Below are 5,191 nucleotides of genomic sequence, written 5' to 3' on the forward strand. Positions count from 1 at the left end.
GCGTTCTCGTCTCCGATGGCACCGACCGCGGTCAGCAGCGGGGCGGCGAGCCGGGCGGCGGCGGGGGAGGCCAGCGGGATCCGGCCGAGCCGGTGCCGTAACGCGGGCGCGAGCGGGGCCGCGGCGGGGCCCAGACGGGCCAGTTCGAACCCCAGGTCCAGTGGCGCGGCCGGGCCGGCCAGCAGCTGGGCCAGGGGCGGGACGGCGCGGGGATCGCCGCTCCTGGCCAGCGCCTTGAGCGGACCGCCCAGTGTGGGGGAGTCGCGCTCCAAGCGGTGCGTCCACAGGTCGGGGCGGGCGCGGACCAGTGCGTGCAGGGCGTCCGCGGCGGGCGCGGCCGCGGTGAACAGCTCCGCCAGGACCGCTGCCGCCGCATCCCGCAACCGGTCCTGCTCCGCGGTCAGTTGGGCACCCAGCAGCCCGGCCGTTGCGCCGTGGTCGCCGCGCCAGCCGCGCAGCAGCGCCGCCGCCATCCACACCGCGTTGCACCGGTCGACCGGATCAGGGCTGGTCAACTGCCCCCTGAGCAGTGCGGTCCGCTCGGCCACGCGGTCGCCGAGCGCGGTGTGCAGGGTGCGCAGCAGCCGGGCGCCCTCCTCGTCCGACGGGCGCAGCCGCCGTATGCGCCCGACGAGGGTGTCGTTGGCGGAGGGTTCGGGCACCCGGGCTCGGAGCACTGAGCGCTCCCGCAGGAGCCGGACCGCCGTCGGCACCGGATCGGCGGGCAGCCGGGCGGGGGCGACGAGCGCGAGCTGCCCGAGTGCGGCGAGGCGCAGGCCCGGCGCGTACGGCGGCGCGCTGTGCTCGGCCAGGAGGTCCACCGCGCCGTCGGCGTACGCGGGGTACCGGCGGACGTACAGGCCGAGCGCCTCCGTGAGGGCGAGCAGGACGCGGTCGTCGCGCTCGGTCCGAAGCCGCTGCCGTAACAGGTCCAGGATCCGCGCGGGCGTGGCAAGGAAGTGCACGAGGGCCCCGCAGGCCGCCCGGCGCACCGCCGGGTCCGGGTCCCCGGCGAGCCGTACGAAGACCTCGGCACCCGCGCACACCGCCTCCCGTGCCCGCGGATCCCCGTCCGCGCTCTCCACGCCGATGCCGACCAGCAGTTCCACGATGTCGCCCCGGTCCGGCAGCTCCTCGCGGGCCACGAGCGAGAGCAGGAAGGGGACACTGGCCAGGGTCGAGTCGTACACACACCCCTGGTGGTGCAGCGCGCCGTACATCCCGTCGAGCGCGGTCGCCCGCTCGGCGGTTTCCGCGCAAGCCAGTGCCCGTAACCACCCGGGTACGTCCTCCGCGCTGCCGTGCGCGTGCCGCAGCGAGGCCCAGTCCACCTCGTCGATCCCCGTGAACACGTTGTCCTCCCCAGACGAGTGTCACCTGATCGCGAGTGTGCACCACGACACTGACAACGGTCCGGAACCACGCGCTGACTGTGTGCGATCCGTCGGCTGTCACCGGCCAGGGCGCGAGCGCCCCGGCGGGAGGAGTGCGCGGGGCTCGTACTCGCCCGGGGGAGGGGTCAGTTCAGGCCGGGCAGCGCGCGCTCCAGGAGCGTGTCGAGGTCGGCCGTGGCCGGCAGGGTGCCGAACGCGTGCCCCCAGTCGCCGCCCAGCCGGCTCGCGCAGAAGGCGTCCGCGACCGGGTGCGGGGCGTGCCGGACCAGCAGGGAGGCCTGCAGGGCGAGCGCCATCCGCTCGACCAGCCGGCGCGCACCGACCTGGTCGGTTTCGGCCAACTGGCCCTTGAGTGCGGCCACATACGCGTCCAGGCGGGCGTCCGCCCCGCGCGCGAGGGCGAGTTCGGTGAACAGGGCCTCGGCGCTGTCCGGTTCACGGCCGAGGGCGCGCAGCACGTCCAGCGCGTTGACGTTGCCCGAGCCCTCCCAGATCGACAGGAGCGGGGCCTCCCGGTAGTGCCGGGGCATGCCGGAGTCCTCGACATAGCCGTTGCCGCCCAGGCACTCCAGCGCCTCCGCGGTGAACGCCGGGCCCCGCTTGGTGACCCAGTACTTGCCGACGGCGGTGGCGATCCGCCGGAAGGCGCGCTCCCCGGCGTCCCCGCGCACCGCGCGGTCGGCCGCGCCCGCCAGCCGCAGCGTGAGCGTCGTCGCCGCCTCCGACTCCAGCGCCAGATCGGCCAGGACGTTGCGCATCAGCGGCTGTTCGACGAGCCGGGCGCCGAACGCGCTGCGGTACCGGGCGTGATGGCCCGCCTCGACCAGCGTCTTGCGCATCAGCGTCGCGGAGGACATCACACAGTCCAGCCGGGTGCAGTTGACCATCTCGATGATGGTCTTCACACCTCGTCCCTCGGGACCCACCAGCCAGGCCACGGTCCGGTCGAACTCCGGCTCCGAGGACGCGTTGGAGCGGTTGCCCAGTTTGTCCTTCAGACGCTGGATGCGGAAGGTGTTGCGGCTGCCGTCCGGCAGCACGCGCGGCACCAGGAAGCAGGACAGCCCGCCCGGGGCCTGTGCGAGCACCAGAAAGACGTCGCACATCGGCGCCGACGTGAACCACTTGTGCCCGCGCAGCGTGTACACCCCGGGCTCACCGGTGGGCGTGGCCACGGTGGTGTTCGTCCGGACGTCCGACCCGCCCTGCTTCTCGGTCATGCCCATCCCCGCGAGCAGGCCCGGCTTCTCTGCGGGCACGCGCAGTTCCGGGTCGTACTCCCGGCTGGTGAGCAGCGGTTCGTAGACCTTGGCCAGATCCGGCTGTGCGCGCAGTGCGGGCACGGCGGCGTACGTCATCGACGTCGGGCAGCCGTGCCCGGCCTCCGTGTGCCCCCACACCAGTCCGCCCGCGGTACGGGCCACATGGGCGCCGGGCCGCTCGTCCGCCCACGGAGCCCCGGCCAGCCCCTCGGCGACCGCCGTGCGCATCAGGTGGTGCCAGCTGGGGTGGAACTCGACCTCGTCGACACGATGGCCGTAGCGGTCATGGGTGCGCAGGACCGGCTCGTGCCGGTTCGCCAGCTCGCCCCACTCCTGAGCCTCCGCGCTCCCGGCGTGCGCCCCCAACCGCCGGATGCCGTCCTCGGCCCACCCGGCACCCTCCCGGCGCAGCCCCTCCAGCAGGGCCGGGTCGTCGGAGGCGTCGTACGGAGCCAGGGGCGGGGCCTGGTTGGTGACGTCGTGGGTGGCATACGGCGACGGCGACGGTGACTGGGAAGGCGAGGGCGAGGGCGAGGGCGTGGGAATCGAGACCATGAGAGCATGTTGCACACTTCCTGCGACTGTAGCAATAGTGCAACAAGCGAGTGCGCCGTACAGTACGTGCCCATGCGCATGAACGTCTCGCCTGAGCCGGAGGAGGCAGGCTTGCGGCCGCTGTCCGCGCGGTCGGTCGTGCTGAGCCTGCTCCTCGGCGCGCACCCGGCGGAGCTGCCGGTCAAGGACCTGGTCCGGCTGGTGGAGCCCTTCGGGGTCGGCGGGTCCACGCTGCGAGCCGCGCTGAGCCGGATGGTGACCGCCGGCGACCTGCGCCGCACCGACGCCGTCTACCGGCTCAGCGACCGGCTGCTGGCCCGCCAGCGGCGTCAGGACGAGGCGCTGCGCCCCGGCACTCGCGCGTGGGGCGGCGACTGGGAGATGGTGGTGATCACGGCGACCGGCCGCGGCCCCGCCGAACGCGCCGCACTGCGCGCCCGGTTGACCGCCCTGCGCCTGGCCGAACTCCGCGAGGGCGTGTGGCTGCGCCCGGCCAACCTCGACCGCGCCCTGCCGGACACGCTCAGCTCCGTCGCCCTGACCTGCTCCGCGCGCCCCGACGAGCCCCCGCACGACCTGGTGGCCCGGCTCTGGCCGCTGGACACCTGGGCGGCCACCGCGCGCACCCTGCTCGCCCGCACGGCGGCCGCCCGCACCCCGGCGGACCGCCTCACCGCCTACGCCGCGGCCGTACGGCAGCTGCTCACCGACCCGGTCCTGCCGCCCGAACTCCTCCCCGCCGACTGGCCGGGAGAGGCGCTGCGCACGGCGTACGCCGGCTACCAGCGGGAGTTGGCCGCGTCAGTGGGGCGTAGGGAACGTGCCGCATGACACGGCGGCGAACTTCGAACGGTTTCTGCGGGCCCGCCACGAGGAGGAGGAACGGGCGGCCCGCGACGCGATCAACGGTGCGCCCGGCGCCGACGACCGGGTGAAGCCGCAGCCCCCGTTGGTCCGCACCTCGCTGCGGCTGCTCGCCGTGCCGTTCACCCGGCATCCCGGAGACGACGATTCGCGGCGGCCCTGGGCGGGACGGACTCCGGGGGTCCCTGCGCTGGATGCCGGCCCGCGGGCCCGGACGGGGAAGAACGGCCGTCGGCGACCTCGTCGGGTCCGGCACGGGGGCGGTCGTTCGGGGACTCGCCGGATTCGTTGTCCGCGCCCCCGGAGTCGCTGCCCGTGTCGTCGCCCATGTCGTCGGCTTCGCCGCCTGCGTCGCCCGTTTCGAAGCCCAGGCGGGCCTGTTCCTCCGCGACGATCCTGTGCGCCATCTCCGTGTCCGTCACGTCGACCGCGTCCGGGGTCGCCTCCGCCACCGCGCTGCGGCGGGCGTAGGCGTCGAACAGGCGGGCCTTGCGCCGCAGCATCTCCACCATGCGTTCGTCCACGCCGCCCGGAGCCAGCAGGCGGTGCACCCGGACCGGCCGTACCTGGCCCATGCGGTGGGCCCGTGCCACCGCCTGCTGCTCGATGGCCGGTGTGATCTGGGGCTCGCAGATGATCACGACGGAGGCGGCCTGGAGGTTGAGGCCGACGCCCGCCGCCTGGATCTGCGCCAGCAGGACCGCCGGACCGGACACGGCGGTGAACTCGGTACGGACCGGCGTCGATCGCCTGCCGCACGGTGTGCAGTCCGCTCTTGCCGACGCTGCCCAGCCGCGGCCGGCCGCCCGTGGCGTCCTGCAGCCGTGCCACCGGTAGAGCGCCTGGCGCACGGTGTGCAGTCCGCTCTTGTCGACGCTGCCCAGCCGCGGCCGGCCGCCCGTGGCGTCCTGCAGCCGTGCCACCGGTATGGCGTCGAGCGCCTGCTCCACCGCCGCGTCCTGGATCGGCTGCAGCGCCGCCCGTACCGCCTCGACCGCCCTGGCGTGGTCGTCGGCCGGCGACCGCGCCGCCTCGTACAGCCGCGCCGCCCGCGCGACCGCCTCCCGCTCCCTGCGCCCTATCCGCCCTCCCTCGCGGCACATCCTCGCATCGCGC

4 protein-coding genes are annotated in these 5,191 nt (G+C 74.8%); 1 reads left to right on the forward strand and 3 read right to left on the reverse strand.

The features are described 5' to 3' along the window. Both M878_RS86250 and M878_RS86255 read right to left on the reverse strand, forming a co-directional pair. On the reverse strand, nucleotides 1-1,352 hold a 1,352-nt coding region (locus tag M878_RS86250), incomplete at its 3' end, for a HEAT repeat domain-containing protein (protein ID WP_023552744.1). Between the two features lie 167 nt (nucleotides 1,353-1,519). Beyond that, on the reverse strand, nucleotides 1,520-3,211 hold the full coding sequence (locus tag M878_RS86255; protein WP_023552745.1) for a DNA alkylation response protein: 1,692 nt from the start codon (nucleotides 3,209-3,211) through the stop codon (nucleotides 1,520-1,522). A 72-nt stretch (nucleotides 3,212-3,283) separates the two neighbouring features. Between M878_RS86255 and M878_RS86260 the strand changes: the two genes are divergently transcribed. Continuing rightward, complete coding sequence (locus M878_RS86260; RefSeq protein ID WP_031226873.1) at nucleotides 3,284-4,042, forward strand: PaaX family transcriptional regulator C-terminal domain-containing protein; 759 nt, start codon at nucleotides 3,284-3,286, stop codon at nucleotides 4,040-4,042. 155 nt (nucleotides 4,043-4,197) lie between these two features. On the opposite strand, the gene M878_RS000000100525 is transcribed toward M878_RS86260, so the two are convergent. Beyond that, on the reverse strand, nucleotides 4,198-5,191 hold a 994-nt coding region (locus tag M878_RS000000100525; RefSeq protein WP_245238288.1), incomplete at its 5' end, for a helicase-related protein.

The sequence above is a fragment of the Streptomyces roseochromogenus subsp. oscitans DS 12.976 genome (genome assembly GCF_000497445.1).
GTDB classification, from domain to species: Bacteria; Actinomycetota; Actinomycetes; order Streptomycetales; family Streptomycetaceae; genus Streptomyces; species Streptomyces oscitans.